This window comes from Vaginisenegalia massiliensis, from assembly GCF_900604935.1.
GTDB classification, from domain to species: domain Bacteria; phylum Bacillota; class Bacilli; order Lactobacillales; family Aerococcaceae; genus Vaginisenegalia; species Vaginisenegalia massiliensis.
On record NZ_UWPC01000009.1, the window covers coordinates 50,976 to 69,630 of the forward strand.

The 18,655-nt window shown below is 37.8% G+C and carries 20 protein-coding genes; 2 read left to right on the forward strand and 18 right to left on the reverse strand.

The features are described 5' to 3' along the window. Nucleotides 1-49: 49 nt before the first annotated feature. From EIH20_RS06845 to EIH20_RS06905, 13 genes are all read right to left on the reverse strand, one after another. On the reverse strand, nt 50-892 hold the full coding sequence (locus EIH20_RS06845) for a mechanosensitive ion channel family protein (protein WP_124059056.1): 843 nt from the start codon (nt 890-892) through the stop codon (nt 50-52). A 261-nt stretch (nt 893-1,153) separates the two neighbouring features. Further along, entirely contained in the window at nt 1,154-1,687 is a 534-nt protein-coding gene (locus tag EIH20_RS06850) for a folate family ECF transporter S component (RefSeq protein WP_164470898.1), read from the reverse strand. A 134-nt stretch (nt 1,688-1,821) separates the two neighbouring features. Continuing rightward, nucleotides 1,822-2,790: a S41 family peptidase gene (locus EIH20_RS06855; protein WP_164470899.1), complete on the reverse strand. Its 969-nt coding sequence runs from the start codon at nt 2,788-2,790 to the stop codon at nt 1,822-1,824. 214 nt (nt 2,791-3,004) lie between these two features. Beyond that, nucleotides 3,005-4,309 (reverse strand): YjiH family protein, encoded by a 1,305-nt coding sequence (locus tag EIH20_RS06860; RefSeq protein WP_124059062.1) that lies wholly within the window; start codon nt 4,307-4,309, stop codon nt 3,005-3,007. Between the two features lie 171 nt (nt 4,310-4,480). Then, on the reverse strand, nt 4,481-5,602 hold the full coding sequence (locus EIH20_RS06865; RefSeq protein ID WP_124059064.1) for a M20/M25/M40 family metallo-hydrolase: 1,122 nt from the start codon (nt 5,600-5,602) through the stop codon (nt 4,481-4,483). A 96-nt stretch (nt 5,603-5,698) separates the two neighbouring features. Beyond that, nucleotides 5,699-6,349: a dihydroxyacetone kinase subunit DhaL gene (dhaL, locus tag EIH20_RS06870; RefSeq protein ID WP_124059066.1), complete on the reverse strand. Its 651-nt coding sequence runs from the start codon at nt 6,347-6,349 to the stop codon at nt 5,699-5,701. 15 nt (nt 6,350-6,364) lie between these two features. Next, nucleotides 6,365-7,354, reverse strand: coding sequence for a dihydroxyacetone kinase subunit DhaK (locus EIH20_RS06875; RefSeq protein WP_124059068.1), 990 nt, complete (start codon nt 7,352-7,354; stop codon nt 6,365-6,367). Nucleotides 7,355-7,379: 25 nt separating this feature from the next. Next, nucleotides 7,380-7,721: a Lin0368 family putative glycerol transporter subunit gene (locus EIH20_RS06880; RefSeq protein WP_124059071.1), complete on the reverse strand. Its 342-nt coding sequence runs from the start codon at nt 7,719-7,721 to the stop codon at nt 7,380-7,382. Beyond that, on the reverse strand, nt 7,722-8,108 hold the full coding sequence (locus EIH20_RS06885) for a Lin0368 family putative glycerol transporter subunit (RefSeq protein ID WP_124059073.1): 387 nt from the start codon (nt 8,106-8,108) through the stop codon (nt 7,722-7,724). A gap of 10 nt (nt 8,109-8,118) precedes the next feature. Further along, nucleotides 8,119-8,502 carry a dihydroxyacetone kinase phosphoryl donor subunit DhaM gene (dhaM, locus tag EIH20_RS06890; RefSeq protein ID WP_124059075.1) on the reverse strand — a complete coding sequence of 128 codons (384 nt, stop codon included), beginning with the start codon at nt 8,500-8,502 and terminating at the stop codon, nt 8,119-8,121. A gap of 1 nt (nt 8,503) precedes the next feature. Further along, nucleotides 8,504-9,265: a triose-phosphate isomerase family protein gene (locus EIH20_RS06895; RefSeq protein WP_124059077.1), complete on the reverse strand. Its 762-nt coding sequence runs from the start codon at nt 9,263-9,265 to the stop codon at nt 8,504-8,506. 26 nt (nt 9,266-9,291) lie between these two features. After that, on the reverse strand, nt 9,292-9,741 hold the full coding sequence (gene rpiB / locus EIH20_RS06900; protein ID WP_124059079.1) for a ribose 5-phosphate isomerase B: 450 nt from the start codon (nt 9,739-9,741) through the stop codon (nt 9,292-9,294). A gap of 159 nt (nt 9,742-9,900) precedes the next feature. Next, nucleotides 9,901-10,671 (reverse strand): DeoR/GlpR family DNA-binding transcription regulator, encoded by a 771-nt coding sequence (locus EIH20_RS06905; RefSeq protein ID WP_124059081.1) that lies wholly within the window; start codon nt 10,669-10,671, stop codon nt 9,901-9,903. 175 nt (nt 10,672-10,846) lie between these two features. Here EIH20_RS06905 and fsa point away from each other — a divergent pair, with 175 nt between their 5' ends. Further along, nucleotides 10,847-11,497, forward strand: coding sequence for a fructose-6-phosphate aldolase (gene fsa / locus EIH20_RS06910; protein ID WP_124059083.1), 651 nt, complete (start codon nt 10,847-10,849; stop codon nt 11,495-11,497). Nucleotides 11,498-11,578: 81 nt separating this feature from the next. Here the strand turns inward: fsa and EIH20_RS06915 are convergent, their stop codons facing one another. The 5 genes from EIH20_RS06915 to EIH20_RS06935 form a co-directional block, all read right to left on the reverse strand. After that, entirely contained in the window at nt 11,579-12,151 is a 573-nt protein-coding gene (locus EIH20_RS06915; protein ID WP_124059085.1) for a GNAT family N-acetyltransferase, read from the reverse strand. A 137-nt stretch (nt 12,152-12,288) separates the two neighbouring features. Continuing rightward, nucleotides 12,289-14,937 (reverse strand): YfhO family protein, encoded by a 2,649-nt coding sequence (locus EIH20_RS06920; protein ID WP_124059087.1) that lies wholly within the window; start codon nt 14,935-14,937, stop codon nt 12,289-12,291. Between the two features lie 9 nt (nt 14,938-14,946). Beyond that, nucleotides 14,947-15,888: a glycosyltransferase PgfS gene (gene pgfS / locus EIH20_RS06925; RefSeq protein WP_124059089.1), complete on the reverse strand. Its 942-nt coding sequence runs from the start codon at nt 15,886-15,888 to the stop codon at nt 14,947-14,949. A gap of 158 nt (nt 15,889-16,046) precedes the next feature. Next, entirely contained in the window at nt 16,047-16,499 is a 453-nt protein-coding gene (locus EIH20_RS06930) for a pyridoxamine 5'-phosphate oxidase family protein (protein ID WP_124059091.1), read from the reverse strand. Between the two features lie 86 nt (nt 16,500-16,585). Then, complete coding sequence (locus EIH20_RS06935) at nt 16,586-16,939, reverse strand: ArsR/SmtB family transcription factor (RefSeq protein WP_124059093.1); 354 nt, start codon at nt 16,937-16,939, stop codon at nt 16,586-16,588. 103 nt (nt 16,940-17,042) lie between these two features. On the opposite strand from EIH20_RS06935, the gene EIH20_RS06940 reads away from it, so the two are divergent. Continuing rightward, nucleotides 17,043-18,431, forward strand: coding sequence for an L-cystine transporter (locus EIH20_RS06940; RefSeq protein WP_124059095.1), 1,389 nt, complete (start codon nt 17,043-17,045; stop codon nt 18,429-18,431). Nucleotides 18,432-18,655: the final 224 nt, after the last annotated feature.

An 18,655-nucleotide genomic window follows, 5' to 3' on the forward strand; every position in this document is an offset into this window, starting at 1 on the left:
CTCTTTTATTTATTGGCTACCACTTCCGCTTGGATCTGCTTTCGTTGCCTTATTTTAGCTTAACCGTCTCATGCTGAGCGACATAATCAAGAATCGATTCCCAAATATCGTTACTGGTGTTACGTTTCATTTTTGGCGAACACAAATACCGTAAAGTTAAAGAAATTCCATCACTAGTAACTTGGGTATAGACAATAGGGGTAAAATTATTGTAGTAAATCATGTATTTTTGAGCCGCGAGCTCAACTTCTTCTTGGGCAGCTGTAATGTACTGCTTAGTATGTTTGAGAACGATTTGTTCAAAATCTCGCTTGGCTTGGCGCCAATCGCTATCTGAGGTTAATTTGACTTCAAGCTCATGCCAAATATATTCAAAGCCTTTAACCAAATTAACAATCGGATATAGAAAGACAAAATGATTGGGCACGTCAACCATACAGCCCGTGCTTTGCTCCCCATCCTCTGGAGCGGACACTTCAATCAAAGAAAAATGGAACATGCGAATATCAATGACATCGCCACGTTGGCCATTGATAAAGATTCGGTCACCCACCCGAAAAGGTCGGCGCAAGACGATAAAGAACCAAGCAAAGATATTCGCAAAGAAATCTTTTAATGAGATAGCAATACCTGCTGACAAGAAGCCTAAATACACCGTTAATGAGCCTGCTAGTTCAAACCAAACAAAAAACATAATCACTATGTAAAGTAACGTTCCCACATAATATGTTGATTTTCTAAAGCGATAAAATTTATTTGGATCGGTAATTTGGCTACGCCACACTCGATTTAAAGCCCGTAAACTTACCGTTATAATGATTAACCATAATAGAGACCAAACTAACTTATACAACCATATATTTTGTGTCATTAAATGCCAATATTTATTCATAGACGCCTCCTTCAAACATTTCCTCCCTTATTTTACCGAAAGCCCGGTCGAATGACAATTGAGGACACAGTCCAGTCTGTTTGAAGTAAATGAAAGGCTTAATCCTCCCTTTACACAAAAAACACCCCTAAACACTCAGGCGCTTTCCAAACTTGATTGTCAGTAAGACTCATTGCACTTGAATGATTATGGGGTGTTTCATTTATAAACCCTGTCGCAACTTAATCGACATAGATTAACTTTTGAACAAAAAGGAGGTGACTAACGATATTGAAATGATTTATTAGCCATCACACGATCCACGACTTTTAGGACAAGCATGGCTAAACCAACTTCGATTGGGAAGAGAATAAGGGTCCGAATGATTCGAGGGACAGCAAATAACTCCGTTCCATACAAGATTTTTAACCAAAGCGGCGTTAAGATTAAAGAAATCACCACTGATTTAGCTAAGAAAACACTGATTAAACGACTCCAGCTAATAGATTTTTGCTGATATAAACCATAAGAAAAGATTAAGGCAATCACTAAGGCGTTTAAAGTAAACCCAGGGAAGAACATGCCTGATGGAGTAATAATAAAACCAATAATATCACCTAATACAGCAGAGAGACCTGCCACCGCTGGACCAAATAGATAGGCATTAATCAAGACAGCTAGAAAAGCAAAGTTAATTTCAACTGTCGGACTAATTCTTAAACGGAAAGCATTTAAAACCAAATCCATGGCAATTAATAAAGCGACTGTCGCTAAGACACGACTATTCTTCAATTGTTGTAAACCTGTTTGATTCATACGAACACTCCTCATTCTTAAACTAGCTATAGTTTATCATGAAAGCGCTGTATTTTCTTCTGTGTTTTTGGCTTTAAAATGATACTTTTATGAAAAATAAACTCAATTATCATTGTTTTATCATCAAAAACTCATCATTGTTCTTTGAGCCACTTTAAGGCCTCTTCTTTAGCCTGTTCCGTTATCACATCAGGCTTAATCGGTTCCTCACCATATAGACGACCTTGCGAATCTTGGTTTTGCGACATCGTAATCACCATTTGCGCTCCATCGTACATCGACACAACCGAATTCCCACTTGCATAACCTGCAGTAGCTTGACCAAAGGTTTGAACATTATCACGAGTCGCAAAGATGATGAGAACGGCTTCACCTGAGCTAGCCGTCTGTTTATCTGTTAAGACAGCAATGGGAACCGAAAGCTTAAGTTTACCATCAGCGATTTTGGTCGGTGTCCCTCCGCCTGAAAGCTGGCCATCTTTGAGTGTAACCTCAAATTGGCCTGACTTGCTCTTAAAACTCATTAAGCTTCCATCAGGTAAAAGTGGAGCCAGCCCAGCCACCATCGGACCCATATCGCCGCCGGTATTGCCTTGTAAGTCAAGAATCACACCTTTAATGTCTTTCTGGTGATTTTTTAGAAAATTAAAACAGGTGTCTGCATAGCGTTGGCCTTCCTTGGGCAGGCCACTAAAAGCTGGAAGCTTAATATAAGCAATCCCTTGCTTCATTTCTACTTGTGGATAGATCACTTGCTGAGGATCCTGCCAATTTTTAACTTCTTTTGGAGATAACAGAAACGAATGCTTTTTAGATCCGGCTAATTTTAAATAACTTTCAATGATGGGATAAGTGTCTTGGTAAGTTTTGGACTTCTTCAAGGCTTGCTCTGCCTTTTGACGATCCCCCTTTAGGTCACGACCAGACGGGTTGAGCGCCATAGCATCAATGATATCTAAAGCATCCTTCCCATACTTTTCAGCAGAAGGTTTTACTAAATAAATGGGATGGCCCACCATTGCGCCTACCACCGGACCATAGTGCCATACCAAACCTAAACCAAGTAAACAGAGACAAGCCAGTGCAATTAAACTAATTTTCATTATTTTTTTCATTTTCATCACCCTTTCTGCTATTTAGTTTAATCGAACCCATTTGAAGTAACCTTTATTTTTCCTAACAATTCGAGTGACTATCTTACATATTTGTAAGCTCCAAACTATTATCTGACCAAAGCAAAAAACAGGTTACTCTATATAGAGTAACCCGCCCTTAATTCTTATTAATAAGCCAATGCTTTTCGCCTCATTCACACGTTTAGAACAACCAGTAAACTAGAGGCGTCGCGATAATAATGGATAAGACCACCCGTTCAAACCAAATAATAAGATAATCTTTAAATTTTAATGGAATATCGGTGGCCATCATGCAAGGAATCGAAGCAGAGAAGAAGAGAATCTCCGAAATCGAAACGATGGCAATAACATAACGACTAGCTTCTGGGCCTTTAGCTACCATTAAAGCTGGCAAGAACATCTCAGCAATACTCAAACCTGCTGCCTTAGCCGTTAATAATGGTTCAGGGAGTTGCATCAATAAGGTCACAGGATAGAAAAGCAAACCTAGCCAGTCAAATATTGGCGTATACTTAGCTAAAATCAGCGCCAATACACCAATTGACATTAAAGACGGCGCAATTCGGGTCGCCATAAGTAAACCATCTTTTAAATTGAGAACCACATTTTTTAAAAGGCCTGGGGCCTGACTGGCTACACTTAAGGCTTCTTGCCAAGCTTTAGCAAAATAGGAGCCTTTGGTATCCTGCTCGACATCCCCTTCTTGGTCTTGATAGTAGCTTTCTTTTTTTGATCGTAAAGGATATAAACGAGCTACAAGGGCTGTCACCAAGAAGGTAACAAAAATGGTGGTATTAAAATAAAGTAACCAACGATCCATTAGTCCGACCGTTTTTGCTACGATGACCATAAAAGTAGCCGATACTGTTGAAAAGCCAGTAGCAATGATAGCGGCTTCTTTGTGTGTATATCGTCCTTCTTTATAAACACGGTTAGTTAAAAGAAGAGCTAATGAATAGGATCCCACGAAGGAAGCTACCGCATCGACGGCTGAGCGACCTGGAGTTTTGAAAATAGGAACCATTACCGGTCGCATAAAGACCCCGATAAATTCCATTAAGCCGTATGACACAATAAAAGCCAAAAATACTGACCCAATCGGTACAATCGTCGTGACCGGTGTCACAATTTTATTAAATATGAAGGGAATCATATCTTCAGTTAGTAATTGCTTTGGTCCAATCTGAAAAAGATACATGATTAAAAATGGTATCGCTAACAATTGAATAATCGCAAAAAAAGCCGATACTGAACTTTTCTTCCATGACCGTGTTACAAAGGGTAACATGGCGCCTGCCACAACCAAGATGGCTCCATAAATACGATCAAAAGATGGAATTTTCAAAACCCACCCTACTAGGTGATCTAAGGGAATAGAATCAAGCTCTCCGATTTTGATTGGAATAAAAAACATAAATATCCCAATTAAGCTATAACAAATAAATCGGAATATGGCGTTAGACTGACTTATTTTTCTTTCTTGCATTGAAAAACCTCCTTTATATTTATTTCAAATATTATTATAACATTGCTATTATGTGACTCGCTAATCAAAACACTTGAAAATGATATTTTTTCTTATTATTCTTAACATTTTCTCATTCATTCCACAAAAAAATTCAGCCCCTAGCAGGTTTTACACCTCTAGGGGCTGAACTTAACGTACTTGAATGAATTGGATGAGTGCCTGGGTAGTCAAAATAAGTTGATCTATCTCCAAATACTCTTGACAGGTGTGTACTTCATGCATGCCAACACCAACAATAATGGCGTTAAAGCCCTCCTCAGCAAAATAATTGGCATCAGATCCACCTCCAATGATTTGTGCTTGAGCTTGGACTCCCAACTGCTGATAAATCGCTATCATTTGCTTAGCCAAAGCCAAGTCATCTTTATTTTCTAAGGCCGGATAATCACATTCAAAATAGAAATCATAACCGTCTTCACTCGTTACATTATCCCTTATCACTTCCTGGAAGGTAGCTAACATTTGTTTGACTGCATGATCATTTCTTCCCCGAATTTCGCCAGCAAAGCGACACAAGTCAGGAACTACGTTATTAGGTGATTCAGCAATCATTCGAGCTACATTCACCGTGGTAGACTGATCCACACGTAACATAGGTAGTTGACTAATGATTTTGCTAGCTACCTGGATAGCGTTGATGCCTTTTTCAGGTTCTATCCCCGCATGGGCTTTCTTACCATGAATAGTTATTTCCCAAGAATAAGCGGTGGGCGCTTGATAAGCCACCTTATCTGCTTTGCCCGCATTATCTACCACAATCATATCTTTAGCTGGATCCATCACTTGATAGACTTGCTCCCAGTTAATATGTTGAACACCGTCCATATTATTTTCTTCTCCCGGAGTAATTATAATATAGATATCGGGATAAGTAGCTGTGTCCGATTGAAGCAGATATTCCACCGTAGCCAGAATGGCTGCAATCCCCGCTTTATCATCCCCACCTAGAGTCGTAGTCCCATCTGATTTCCAAATGGAACCTTCTTTAACTATCTTCAACCCTTGATTTGGTTCAATCACATCGGGATGGGCATTCAAGGTTACAGGCTGACCAGGGCGATTACCTCTAATTTTAGCAAATAGGACAGGTGCATTACCTCCATATTGATCTTCATTGTGATCTAAATATATCTGAGCTCCTAACCCTGTTAAAAATCGTTCAATATATTGAATTACGGCTAGCTCGCGACCACTGGGCGAGTGAATTAACAATAGTTCTTCCAAAATGGTTAGTAGACGTTCTTCCTTCATGCGATGCCTCCTCTATTTTTTAAACTAATAATAGCACAAGAAGAAACACATTCGTTCTTCTTGTGCTATTCCTGACTTTTTAGAATGGATCTCCATCTACATAATCTGCAACATATTTTTATAAAAAACTTCCATTAACATCCAAGCAGATTCAGAACCTGGGTCCCGATGCCCAATAGCCCGTTCACCCAGTCGCATGGCTCTCCCCTTTTTAGCTATTAATGGGATTGTTGAATCAGATCCTTTTTTCATTTCTGTAATGAAATTTTGCATCAATAATTCCGGATCGTTCAACTCCAAGTTTTCCTTTAAATAATTAATACCCGGCAGAAAAGCATCTAACATAGTTTTATCCTTAAGTTCTGCTTTTCCGCGCAACTGAATTGCTTCAACGCCATTTTCTAGCATATTAACGAATTCATCAAATGTTACTTCATTCTTACCAACAACATCTTTTCCAAGCTTCATAAAGAAACTTCCATATAAAGGACCAGATGCACCTCCAACCTTACTTAAAAGCATCATCCCAACTTTTTTAAATAAAGCAGAAATATCAACATTATCTTTTTCAAGTTCTTCAATATGAGCGATAACTTCTCGAAAACCTATGGATAAATTTATTCCGTGGTCTCCGTCTCCAATATCAGAATCTAATTTTGTCCAATTATCACGATTCTTTTCTGCTAATTCACCCATATCTTTTAGACTCTTTACAAAAAAATCCTTATCTAATATTAGTTCCGACACTGTAATCCCTCCTTTTTACTTTTTGTAATAGGGAGTATCTGCCGGAAAATCTAATAATTCTTTCCGTTGATCATCTAATCGCATCAAAGTCACAGACATTCCAACCATATCCATAGAAGTGGCATAATTTCCAACTAATGGGCAGTGGATCTTAATGCCTTTTTCTTCCAATATTTGATGAACACGACGATAGCAAACATATAAATCCATTACCGGAAGAGCACCTAAACCATTTACCATTACATGAAATTCTTCGCCAGCTTTTGCCTGAGCATCAGATAAAATATATTGCATGATTTCATCAATGACTTCATCCGCTTTTCCAACCGGTTTCCTTTCTATACCTGGCTCTCCATGAATTCCCATGCCTACCTCCATTTCACCTTCTTCCATATCAAAAATGTGTTCACCTGTAATTGGTAAAGTAGAAGATGAAAGGGCCACTCCCATTGAATAAGTATTTTTATTTGCATTTTCTGCAATTGCTTTTACTGTATCCAAATCGTACCCTTTTGCTGCCGCCGCACTTGCTACTTTAAAGACTGGAACATCTCCAGCTACTCCTCTACGCTCTTCTACGACTTTAGAAGAATACACATCATCTGTAATTAAAACAGTTTCAACGCGAATACCTTCTTCTGCAGCCAATTCTGCCCCCATATCAAAATTCATCACATCGCCTGCATAATTACCATACATAAATAAGCATCCTTTTCCTGAATCAACTGCTTTAACTGCATCAAAGCAAGCATCCGGAGCAGGAGAAGTGTTAATATTCCCAACTACGACTGCATCAGCAAAATTTTTTCCGGCATAACCTATAAATAGTGGTTCATGACCTGATCCACCACCAATAATTATTCTTACTTTTGGATCTTTGCTCATCTTTTTACTTACTAGAACCCTTTTGTTTTCTGAAAATTTTACATATTCGCTGTTTGCATTGCAATAACCTTCTAACATTTCTTCTACTACATTATATCCATCATTTACTAATCTTTTCATACTATCTCTCCTTCATTAGTTGAATTTATGCCATAACAAGGTAACAGATTAAACCGGCTAAAGCTCCTCCTAATAATGCTGCTACAATATTTGGTATAGCTTTCTTAATTTTTCCGCCTCTTAAACTTGATGCAAACAATACCCCAACTCCAACAGCTAATCCTTGATCCACCCAAGCACCAGTCTGATGAATCAATGGTGTAGCACTTCCATGATTAAGAGCCCAAATTGTTCCAACAATAAATGTTGCTGCTAACCAGCCTCCAATTGGACCAAATTTTTCTACCATTTCACCCCAAATCATTCTAACTACAAACGGAAAAATCGCAGCACCAATAACGGTAGCAAGTCCTAATTGTAACGTCATTTACATCCCTCCTGCATTTTCTTCACTACCATACACGTCTAAATCAATTTTTTTCTCCATATCTTTTTCAACCAAAGAAGCAAAATATCCACCAATTAGTCCACCTATGATTACCAAAATAATAGTTGGTATGGCATGATTAAGTGCATTCACTCCTTGTAAAGAAGTATCTCTTACGATTCCTGCTACACCTATCGCAAGTCCCATATCTACAAAAGCTGCATCATCTAAGTTTCCTACCAAATTAACGTAATGGTTCATAAACCATAACGGAGCAATAATAATTAACGCAGCTAAATATCCACCAAAAATTCCAAATTGTGGCCAAACTGCCATTACAACTGTACCGGCAATTGTGTATCCTATGATTTTCCTAAATAAATTCATAATTTCCTCCTTATACATTTTGAGCTTCATGAACAATTAAATCGATATCTGAAGAAACACTTGCTTGAACTGTCGCTGCAAAGGCTCCTTCAACTAATGGAGCATCAACAATTTTAACTTTCTGAGTAATAGAATTATCATCTACTAACTCAATAGCCATTTCAGAGCTTAAAATTGAAGAACCAATATCACAAAAGATTAATATATTAGTGCAATCCTTTAGAGATAAAATTGCTTCGAGAATTTTCACACCATTCGTTCCTAAACGCCCGTCATCAGTACCACCTGCTGAAATAACCTTTACATTATCACAATCACCTACCATTTCATCTACCATAAGTTTTATTCCATCGGTTATTAATTTACAATGTGACACCAAAATAATACCTGTCATCCTATACCTCCTTATTTATTAATACTGCGTCAGCAATTCGTAGGAATGCTTCTGGATTATGACCAAATCGCCCTACAAATAAACCGTTTACATTTTTATCTTCAATAATTGTTGCAGCAGTCTCTTCTGATACAGATCCACCGTAAATGATTCTTATGCTTTCTGCTGTGTTTTTATCAAACATTTCCGTTAGTATTTCTCTAACTATCCTATGAGCTAGACTTATATGGTTAATATCAGCCGCTTCTTTCTGACCAATAGCCCACCAAGGCTCATAAGCAATTACTATATTTTTCACTTGTTCTTGATTTATTCCTGCCAATGCAACTACCAATTGCGCCTTTAAATCCGATTTCAAATTGTCACAATCTTTATCCTCACCTATACATAAAAAGGGAAAGATGCCATTGTTTAATGCCAACTGACACTTTAAGTTAATCATATGATTATCTTCGTGAAAAAATACCCTTCGCTCATAATGACCGATTTCAACAAATTTTCCACCTAAATCAAGGAGCGATTCAATCGAAAGTTCTCCAGTAAATGCCCCATTTTTATTAGGACAGATATTTTGCGATCCAAAATTAATCTCAGAATGATCTAATTCTGCAGCACAAGTTTCTAATGTCCCCATTGATGGAAATAGAATAATTTCCAATTCGGAACTATCAAATTCATATTGTAAAATATTATCTATATAACTACGCATTTTTTGTCGATTATTTATATAATTTTTAAAACTAATTGCTACAATACTTTTCACGAAGAATCACTCCCCCATCAAAAAAATTATTTTAAATGCTCTGCCTCTTTTGCCATAATTTGGGCAATTTTCCGGCCAGAATTACCTCCTTCAAAATTTAAAGATAGGTAGGTTTTGATAATATGTTTTGCAACTTCAGGGCCTACAACTTTTGACCCAAGAGTTATTATTTGAGCATTGTTACTTAACTGAGCTCTTTCAGCAGAATAGGTATCATGGCATTGTGCCGCTCTAATTCCAGGTATTTTATTCGCTGCCATGGCCATACCTATCCCTGTTCCACAGCAAAGAATACCCCTATCAGCCCTGCCATTATTAATGTATTCGCATGCAGAGAAAGCAACATTTGGATAATCAATTTCATCCGTAGAATTACAACCCACATCGATTACTTCATGTCCTAAAACCTCAATGTATTCTTTTAGCATTTTTTTTAATTCATATGCATTGTGATCTGATCCGATAACAATTTTCATAATATACCTCCATAGAAAACGATTACATTTGCTAGCAAAAAAATAATTACTTTCGTTTATTTTAAATATAGGATAACACCGCTTTCGTTTTCTGTCAAATTCTTTCGAAATAAAAAACTAACTTTCGGAAAGGATAGAAAGTTAGTTCAATATTATTTATTAATCGTTGTCATAAATATATTCTGAAAATTCTGTATAGACTTCTGATGCCAATCCTTCATCTGTAATTACACAATCAATGTCACGTAAATATGCAAATGAAGTCAAAGATTTTCTATTAAATTTGCTACTATCAATCAATGCTATTTTAGTAGATGCTGCTTCTAACATTTTTTTCTTTAATTCTATCTCGTAAATATTAAAATCAGTAAACCCTTCTTCTTTGGTTAGACCAAAAGCCGAAAAGAAAATCGTATTAACATATATCCGATTTAAAATGTCACTACCCAATAAGCCTTCAATGGCATTTGAATCACCTTTTATTATTCCGCCAATAACAATTACAGTAATATTTGAAGACTTTTTCAATAGGTTTGCTGTTCGTATTCCATTGGTTACCACAGTTAAATTCAAAGATTTTTCATTTAATAATTTAGCTAATTCATAGCATGTTGAACTTGCATCTAAAATTATGCAATCTTCATCATTAATATGTTCTAACGCAATTCTTGCAATGTATTTCTTTTCATTAATATGCATGTTTTTTCGTATTTCATAATTGTTTGAAATTATCAAATTTTGATCTTTATTTTCAATCTTTACCGCACCACCATGGGTTCTAATTAATTTATTTTGTCTATCTAATATATTTAAATCAGAACGAATTGTAGCTAAAGACACATTGAATTTTTCAGAGAGTTCATTAACTGAAATAGAATTATCTGAATTAACCATATTTACGATCTGTTTTCTTCGTTCTTCAACAAACATCGCCAAGCCCCTCTCATATTTTAAATCAATTATAGTATGTCACTTGTTTATTTACAATCTTTAAATACACCTAAAACGAAAGTAAACGAAAGTAAATCTTGACTACCGAAAATTTTAGCCTTATAATTTTTTATGTACAAACACTGGCCGGTAAAAATATAGGAGGTATAAATTTATGAAATTTTTTGTAGACACTGCCAATATTGAAGAAATCAAACGAATTAACGACTTAGGCTTATGCGATGGCGTCACCACCAACCCGTCTTTAGTTGCCAAAGAAGGCCGTGATTTCGAAGAAGTTATTAAGGATATTGCTTCTACTGTGGACGGTCCCGTTTCAGCCGAAGTGACCGGATTAACATATGAAGAAATGGTTGCTGAAGCTCGTGAATTAGCAAAATGGGCAGACAATATTGTCGTTAAAATCCCCATGACTGAGGCTGGCCTTAAAGCCGTTAGTACCCTTTCAAAAGAAGGGATTAAAACCAACGTGACTCTTATTTTTTCGGTTGCTCAAGGCTTGTTAGCGGCCAAAGCGGGTGCAACTTATATTTCTCCTTTCATCGGTCGTATTGATGATATGGGTGAAAACGGTATTGAATTAATTGCTGATTTACGTCAAGTATTAGACATCTACGACTTAGATGCTGAAATTATTGCCGCTTCTATCCGTCATATTGGTCACTTTGAACAAGCGGCCTTAGCTGGAGCTCATATCGGCACCATCCCTGGAACCCTCTTCCCTAAATTATGGTCTCATGTCCTAACTGATAAAGGTATTGATGGTTTCATGAAAGACTGGGAAAAATTTATTAATCAAAAATAGATTTATATAGTTACTACCATCTAATTTAGATAGAAATAAAAAGGATTTATCGAATAGAAATAGCTATTCGATAAATCCTTTTTAATCATTATTAACTTGTGTACTGCCCAAATAGTAAATTTGGTCGCGAATATTAGCGCCATAGGTTAATTGGTAAGGTTTTAAGTAACTGGCTTCATCCACCCAATCATGGGTAGACATTAATTCCAATTCAATATCAAAATAACGAATAGTTTGGTTGATAAACTTATAGCCATTGCGTTCATAGAATCGGCGACGACGCCAGCGTATATCATTTTGATCGACCAAATCTTGAGTCGGTTCAATCTCCAAGAACAAGGGCTTGTCTGGATAGAGTTGGCTCATATGCGCCAATATTTTGGCTCCATATTGATTATTTCGCATAGCTGGATTAACCGCTAAATACTCGATTAATACTAATTGTTCAGACAATAAGGTCACAGCCAGCCCGATAAAATCGCCTACTTCATTATTAACGGCCCATACATCAGAAGCTTGACCGACTTGATGGGCATATAAATCTTGAATGGGTTTACGTTCTTCTAGTGGGAAAGCGTCCAAATAAAGTTGTTCAACGGCTGAAGCCAACGGATGCCCTTGGTCAGCTACTCGTTCAAAAATTAAATTACTCATTTTACCACCTGCTTTTTGTTTCCTTCACTGTTAGCATACCCTTTAGAAATAGAAATAACAAGCCACTCAACAAAGAAACGCATGGCCCAAGCTAAGCCACGCGTTAAATTAATTCATCTTATCTAATATAAAACCCCTTAATTTGCTAAAGAGCGCTTGCGCAACAAGAAAATAGCGACTGCGATAGCAAAAATGGAGATAGCAGAGATAGCTAAACCAAGATATAGACCTGGTGGAATATAAGTCATCTTGATTTGATGTTGTCCCTTGGTAATTGGGTACGCCAAGAAACCTTGCCAAGCATTAATGGTCGGCACTTGTTCTCCATCCACTTGAACCGCCCAACCTTGATCATAAGGAATGGATGTCATCATCCATTTACTATCATCACTAATCGAAACCGTACCAAGGACTTGATTGTTAGTCCAAGATGTTACCGTCATTCCTTGCGCTTGCCGTTTTTCTAGAACCTGGCGAATCGCTTTCGTATCTTGTTCAACAAAGAGTAAATTATCAAGATTCAAAGGTTCTTTGGTTTGCGTTGTCACATCCACACTGAGTAATTTATCCTTGGCCCCAGCTGAAAGGTTAAATAGTTGAGCCGCGGTAAACTTCTTCAAATAACCATACGGCTGTCCATCTAACGTAATATTATTTTGGTTGGTATCACTAAAACTTAAAGCCGTTGGCGCGAAGAGACTAACTGGGTGATCCGTTTTCGGAGTGAATTGGAATTTAATCAAGCCAGTCTTGGTGGTATCTTTACGTGAAAACACCTGTTTTCCTGCCGTATCTTTACTAATAGCAATATTATTAATGACAATCTTATGCGGTTTTGAAGCCGTAAAATAGATTTGTTTGTTGCCTGCCATGGCTTGCAGAACTTTGTTCTGGTTAGTAATCGGTTGACCATTGACCATTTGGATACCGACTGTCGCTTGGTTAACTCCATAGGCTAACGGTAAGCGAAGCGGATTTTGATAAATGGCAAAATACGGCGTTTCTTTAATAGGAGAGATAGTCTCTACAATATCTTTACGCGTATAGCCGTTATAAAAGCCATAGTAATGCTTGGCATTCGCTTGTTCAAGAGGCTTATCATCCATAAAGTATTCAATGCCAAAGAGTGCATCCGTGAGAGCTGTTCCATTATAAGTCGTAGCCGCATTGATTCCATTTGAACCAAAGCGATCAAAGACATCACGAGTCGACTGTTCCAAACTAGATGAGAAATTCGATACACCAGGAAAATCATACATAAATGGATCATTCTTTGACCGAGTAAAGAGATTCGCTACCCGATAAAAATCCTTTTGACCAGGCCGAACTAAGTCTACCGCTTGGTCAATATTGGTAACCGCATCAGCAAACTTATCAGCTTCAACATAACCAAGAGTGTATTGTGAAAGATACGCATTCGCCCCTAATTCACCCATAGTCACTAAGGCCACCAACCACCATTTCCACTTAATATCTGAAGTTAAGGCTAGAATTACTGTCAACATACAGATAATAGACGCATAAACTTGCCAATCTAATAAGAAACTATAGGTATGAGTTTGAACAACACCATACCAAAGCCCGGTCAAAATTAGACCGAAGCCTACCCATTTTTTATCAATCTGACTTTCATAGCGAAAGGCCCGATAAGCCAAAAACAGTAAGAAAAAGGCAATCAACCACGAAAAACGATGGAAGAAACCGGCTGGATTTTGGCCCATATGCCATAATTTACTAGTGAATTCATGACAGATTGAGAAGAAGAAAATCAGCAAAATCGAAGCGGCCACCGCCTTATCCAGACGACGAAACTGTTTCGAGACAAAGAAATAGATTGAACCAGCCAGACCTAAGCTAGCAACATAAATATTCGGCAAGCTCGGACCCGCTGACCACGATTTGTTATCAAAGGCCCCCATCATAAACTTGGCTAGAATGTCTAGTGGGTTGAGCTGGAATTTCCATTCAAAGGTCATACCCGATTGTAGTTGCCCTTTACTATTCATCAAATTAAATAAGACTGGACTAACAAAAGCCGCAATCACAGCCACACTTAGAATAGCATATAACGCCAAGCGGCCTAACCGTTTAACTAAATCGCCAAGTCGTTGGCCGACCGTTCGTTCAACTTCCTGATGTATTAGGACGTAATATATCGCATAAAAGACAATGAAAATACAAGCCATATAAGCCATATAGAATTGCATCACGACTGAGATAGCTAGCATCACGCAGAATTTCAAAGGTTTTCCGCCATCTAATAGTTCCTCAAGCCCTACTAGTAAAAGTGGCAACATGACTAAAATATCAAAGAAAATAACATTCATTTGATAGGCCACATTAAAACCATTTAAGGCATAGATAGTGGCAAATAAAACAATCAAGCCTTGTCGATTAGCAGGAGCCGGGTAACGCTTGGTTAGAAAATAGGCGAAACTTAAACCCATAGCCGCATAACGAAGCAGAATAATCAGCACCACCGCTATGGGAAACTGCGCCGGCTTAAAGAATAGATAGATAAGGTTAAAGGGACTCATCAGATAATAGGCCCACATCCCAACAGTCGTCCCACCTAATGACTTAGAAAAAGAATAGGCGAAACTGGACCAATCACCCGACAATATCGCTTTACGCATAAAGGCAAACAGATCGATATATTGATAACCAAAATCGACCGCCATCAGCGTCTTATTACCAAAAGGATAAAAATCATTAAACTTCCATGACACTAAAATGACCAAAACGGGCATAATAGCACTTAAAAGATAGACTAATTTCTTCTTCACAGGACACCTCTACTTCTCTTGATCCGATTTGATATTCGTCTGTTCAATAATATAGTGGGGTCTTTGTTTCACTTCATAATAGATTTTGCCAATATACTCTCCTAGAACCCCAATGGAAATCAGTTGAATACCGCCAAATAGTACGACCGCAAAAATAGTCGTGAAATAACCACTAACGGCATCCTCAGGGTGAAGAATATAAGCAAAAAATTGCCAAATAACATACAGCGCTGCAAGTGCCAAGCAACCCAGGCCAACATTTACACACAAACGCAATGGTCTATCATTGAATGAAGTAATACCTTGAATCGCATAATTCATCGAACTCTTAAAGTTAAATTTAGTCGTTCCAGCTTGGCGTAATTGATTTTGATATTCAATCGTCTTTTCCTTGAAACCAATCCAAGAAAAAATACCCTTGGAAAAGCGATTGTACTCGCGTAAGGAAATAATGGCATCCACTGCTCGACGACTAAAAGCACGAAAGTCCGAAACACCATCAACTAAGCGGATATCCATCAAATTATTGGCAACACGGTAAAAAGCTTTAGCAAAGAAGGTTTGCTGACGCGACTCCCCATCTCGGGTTCGTTTAGCCGAGATAATATCATACCCTTCTAAATAGCCTTGAATCATTTGGCGGACGACAGAAGGTGGATGCTGTAAGTCACCATCCATTAAGACCACTAATTCTCCTGTAGCATGCTCAAACCCCGCCAAAATAGCCGCTTCTTTACCAAAATTGCGCGAGAAACTGACAAATTTGACTTTAGGATCCCGAGCCACAATCTCCTTCATCAAATCTAAGGTTCGATCTCGACTACCATCATTAACAAACACATACTCAAAATTAATGTCAGATTCTTTCACAAATTCGTGATTCAACGCTTCATGAGTCTTTACAATGGATTCTTCTTCATTATAGAAGGGGATAACAATTGACACTAACATTTGAAATTCTCCTTATTAACTTTAGATTAACTGTTTTCAGATATAATGGCATAATTTACCCTTATTATAACAAAAATAGTCAAGTTACCAAATGGTCCTTGACTAATATGATGATAAGGCTAAAAGCTTAAACAGGATGATACCTTCAACCCCAATAACTAGATTTCTTGCACATTCACTTGAGATTGACCAAACTCAAAACGGTATTTATGACCTTGAGTTAAACTGTGATAAAATCCCTGCCCTTGATAAAGATGAAACACTTGTACACTAGAACGCTCCTCAGCGTCAGGATAAACTTGCTCCAAATAAGGATTACCCGCCAAAAGAGTTTGAAGTTGATCTCTTCCTACTTGTTGAGCTTTTCCCTCAATGCGGATTACTTGAATCGTATACCCATCCTCTTTCATGGCTGTAATCGCCACATGTGGATTACTCTGTAATTGTTGATAAAAATGAGTTTTGGGACTAGTCATGAAGAAGACCCCTTGTTCATTGGCTACGCCAATATGTGCATGCCGGGCATGGGGTTTACCCTCGTCATCAACAGTCGCAAAGACTGCCACTTTCATATCATCGGCTAATATATGCATAATGTCCTTAATTTCCATCTTCGACTCTCCCTCTCTTCTCTTAGAATTCATTATATCATATTCTATAAAGAACAATCTGCCTTTCGAATACATTTAGCCTATATTTAAATAAAATATTCGATTGATTCGTCAAGGTGAGAGTATGCTTGTCGATACATATTTAAAACATGATGATCTTTAAGCGAATAATAAATTTCTTTGCCTTCGCGGCGACACGTGACTAATTCTTGTTCTTTAAGTAGCTTCAATTGATGCGAGACCGCTGACTGATTCATTTCCATTAATATCGTAAGATCACTGACGCACATTTCTTCGATAGCTAAAATTGAAATTAACTTCATGCGGGTTTCATGGCTAATCGTTTTAAAGAAATTAACCATCTTTTCCAGAAAAGCTGGATCCGGCATTTGATCTTTGACACATTTTAACCGTTCATTGGGTAAATTTGGCTGATTCATAACTTACTCCTTTTATATGAAAATATTTTCATATGTATTTACATTCATATGTCTCGTATGCTATTATACTCGCACTAAATAATATTTACAATGGAGGATACTGATGAACGGACTACTTATCTTATTTCTTGCGATTTTTATCGCTTTACTTTATTTTCTATACTACTTGAGCAATAAGCACTTGGCTTATTCAAAACGAGTGATGACTGGCCTAGCTATGGGGATTATTTTAGGTGGCTTGATTCAATTTACGATTGGCCAAAATCAAAATTTGGTTAGCCAATTAAATGATTGGATTTCAATCATCGGCTCACTCTACATTAAATTACTGCAAATGCTTATTGTTCCTTTAATTTTTGTCTCTTTAGTCACCGCTTTTACCAAAATGAAGGATCAACATAACTTAGGAAAAATTTCATTCAATATCATCGCTCTACTCATGATAACCGTATCAATCGCAGCAGCCATTGGTATTAGTATGATCTTATTGTTTAACTTAGATGGAGCTACCTTTACTAAAGGAGCTCAAGAAGTAGCACGTATTAGCAGCTTAACCGAAAAACAAGCCAGTCTAACCGATTTAACCCTACCTCAGCAAATTATCGCTTTTATTCCAAGCAATATTTTTGAAGACTTCGCCGGTTTACGTCCAACTTCTACGATTGCCGTCGTGATTTTCTCAGCATTAGTCGGCACCGCCTACCTAGGCGTTGAACGAAAACATCCTGACGAAGCAGCTACCTTTAAACGTCTTATCGATGCACTGCATGCAATCGTCATGCGTATGGTCACCCTCGTTCTCCGTTTAGCCCCTTATGGTATTTTAGCTTTAATGACCAATATGGTTGCAAGTTCAAGCCTAAAGGCACTAATGAATATGGGAACTTTCCTAATTGCATCCTATGCGGCTTTCTTCATTATGTTTATGGTTCATGCCCTAATCCTAATTCTTCATGGTTTGTCAGCCAAACGCTTCTTCCAAAAAGTGCGCCAAGTTTTATTATTTGCCTTTACCTCACGGTCGAGTGGTGCTGCTGTCCCATTGAATATTGAAACCCAAGAACAAACATTAGGAGTACCCACTACCATTGCTAATTTTGCTGCTAGCCTAGGGATGTCCATTGGGCAAAACGGCTGTGCCGGCATTTATCCAGCTATGCTTGTGGCCATTCTAGCACCTAAAGTCGGACTTGATTTAAGTCAACCTATGGTTTGGTTAAGCCTCATCGCGACCATCGCCATTTCGTCTTTTGGTGTAGCCGGCGTCGGTGGTGGAGCAACTTTTGCTTCTCTTATTGTCTTTGGTGCCTTAGGTTTACCTATCGAGTTAATTGGTTTGATGGTTTCAATCGAACCCGTTATTGATATGGGTCGCACCGCCTTAAATGTGAATGATTCCATTTTGGCTGGTGTCATCAGCGCTAAAAGAATGAATCAATTAGATTTAGCAGCCTATAATGATCCAAATCGTCAATTAGAACCTACGAATTAAATCATTAAGTAAATATCCACCAGCGTAGCTGGTGGCTTTACGGTCAGCCCTAGAAGGGCTTGTTACTGCGAGCCCCTTAAAGGGGCTTTTTTTAATAGACTGCCAACCGCAAACTCCCTTTACCTATTTTGCAAAGGGATCAATATACTCTTTTTTACTTATACTATCACTCAGTCTATCTTCTATTTCTTGATCACGAATATACTTTTCGATCATCTTCTGAT

Excerpts from the sequence above, each read along its gene's own strand:
- EIH20_RS06855 (WP_164470899.1), bottom strand. The coding sequence starts at position 2,790 with ATGAAAATTAGTTTAATTGCACTGGCTTGTCTCTGTTTACTTGGTTTA.
- EIH20_RS06935 (WP_124059093.1), bottom strand. The coding sequence starts at position 16,939 with ATGAATCAGCCAAATTTACCCAATGAACGGTTAAAATGTGTCAAAGAT.
- EIH20_RS06850 (WP_164470898.1), bottom strand. The coding sequence starts at position 1,687 with ATGAATCAAACAGGTTTACAACAATTGAAGAATAGTCGTGTCTTAGCG.
- EIH20_RS06880 (WP_124059071.1), bottom strand. The coding sequence starts at position 7,721 with ATGACGTTACAATTAGGACTTGCTACCGTTATTGGTGCTGCGATTTTT.
- EIH20_RS06845 (WP_124059056.1), bottom strand. The coding sequence starts at position 892 with ATGAATAAATATTGGCATTTAATGACACAAAATATATGGTTGTATAAG.
- dhaM (WP_124059075.1), bottom strand. The coding sequence starts at position 8,502 with ATGACAGGTATTATTTTGGTGTCACATTGTAAATTAATAACCGATGGA.
- EIH20_RS06860 (WP_124059062.1), bottom strand. The coding sequence starts at position 4,309 with ATGCAAGAAAGAAAAATAAGTCAGTCTAACGCCATATTCCGATTTATT.
- EIH20_RS06930 (WP_124059091.1), bottom strand. The coding sequence starts at position 16,499 with ATGGAAATTAAGGACATTATGCATATATTAGCCGATGATATGAAAGTG.
- rpiB (WP_124059079.1), bottom strand. The coding sequence starts at position 9,741 with ATGAAAATTGTTATCGGATCAGATCACAATGCATATGAATTAAAAAAA.
- EIH20_RS06875 (WP_124059068.1), bottom strand. The coding sequence starts at position 7,354 with ATGAAAAGATTAGTAAATGATGGATATAATGTAGTAGAAGAAATGTTA.
- EIH20_RS06905 (WP_124059081.1), bottom strand. The coding sequence starts at position 10,671 with ATGTTTGTTGAAGAACGAAGAAAACAGATCGTAAATATGGTTAATTCA.
- EIH20_RS06915 (WP_124059085.1), bottom strand. The coding sequence starts at position 12,151 with ATGAGTAATTTAATTTTTGAACGAGTAGCTGACCAAGGGCATCCGTTG.
- fsa (WP_124059083.1), top strand. The coding sequence starts at position 10,847 with ATGAAATTTTTTGTAGACACTGCCAATATTGAAGAAATCAAACGAATT.
- EIH20_RS06885 (WP_124059073.1), bottom strand. The coding sequence starts at position 8,108 with ATGAATTTATTTAGGAAAATCATAGGATACACAATTGCCGGTACAGTT.
- pgfS (WP_124059089.1), bottom strand. The coding sequence starts at position 15,888 with ATGTTAGTGTCAATTGTTATCCCCTTCTATAATGAAGAAGAATCCATT.
- EIH20_RS06940 (WP_124059095.1), top strand. The coding sequence starts at position 17,043 with ATGAACGGACTACTTATCTTATTTCTTGCGATTTTTATCGCTTTACTT.
- EIH20_RS06865 (WP_124059064.1), bottom strand. The coding sequence starts at position 5,602 with ATGAAGGAAGAACGTCTACTAACCATTTTGGAAGAACTATTGTTAATT.